The sequence below is a fragment of the Vibrio sp. D401a genome, from assembly GCF_030248515.1.
GTDB classification, from domain to species: domain Bacteria; phylum Pseudomonadota; class Gammaproteobacteria; order Enterobacterales; family Vibrionaceae; genus Vibrio; species Vibrio rotiferianus.
This window is the reverse complement of record NZ_JAHGAI010000089.1, coordinates 1-680: the sequence shown is the minus strand read 5'-3', so window position 1 is coordinate 680 and position 680 is coordinate 1. Positions and strand designations below refer to the sequence as shown.

Annotated in this window: 1 protein-coding gene and 1 pseudogene; both read left to right on the top strand. The window is 33.4% G+C overall.

Annotation, left to right across the window (positions count from 1 at the left end; genetic code table 11):
* A pseudogene (locus KIV41_RS24425) lies at positions 1–218 on the top strand (hypothetical protein); the annotation flags it as partial.
* Complete coding sequence (locus KIV41_RS24420; protein WP_017420617.1) at positions 215–601, top strand: hypothetical protein; 387 nt, start codon at positions 215–217, stop codon at positions 599–601. The pseudogene KIV41_RS24425 and the gene KIV41_RS24420, both read left to right, overlap by 4 nt.
* The last annotated feature ends 79 nt before the right edge of the window (positions 602–680 follow it).

Here is a 680-nt window from a genome sequence, read left to right as displayed (position 1 = left end):
CTCGTGACATTGGATACAAAAATGCTCTCGAATTTACGACAGCACATGAAGACTTTCCGGAAAACCCAGAAAATGAAAAGGTCATGGATTTACACAATAATAAAGTTGGTATTCGGTTAGGGTTATCGATGGCGAGTAATGATAAACTTGCACATTATTGTTACACTTCATTGCTAGCAGGTCGTCTTAAGGTAATAAAGAAAGAGAAGAAAAAATGAAAAAATTGGTTATGATTTTCTTTATTTTACTTCAAGTATCCTGTTCAGATACAAATGAGATACAACTAAGATTAAATGACAGTAGTGTTGATTTTTCTGAAGTTGTCGAAGGTGACTGGAATCGAGTCTGCTTTTTAGGTCCGTACTCCAATAATACTGCTGCTCGTTCTTTACTGGGATTCGACTGGGATGCTGAGAATCTAAGTAGAATATCAGATTTAGATAGTATTACACTTTTATTATTTGCTAATGATGACGAAGTTATTAAATATAGTGAATTATCAAGGGAAATTGATTTTTCACTTTTTAGTAATACATGTATAAAACGTACTGAGGCAAAATTTAGCATTGGTGTGAATGATGTAGTCAATGTAGGAAGATAAAAATAAAAGTCACCTTAGTTGTAACACATAACAAACTGTTTAAGAGTGATTCGCAACGCATGGCATTTTTACTATGCGT

Bases quoted from the DNA above. Each gene is read 5' to 3' on its own strand.
- KIV41_RS24420 (WP_017420617.1), top strand. From the start codon at position 215: ATGAAAAAATTGGTTATGATTTTCTTTATTTTACTTCAAGTATCCTGT.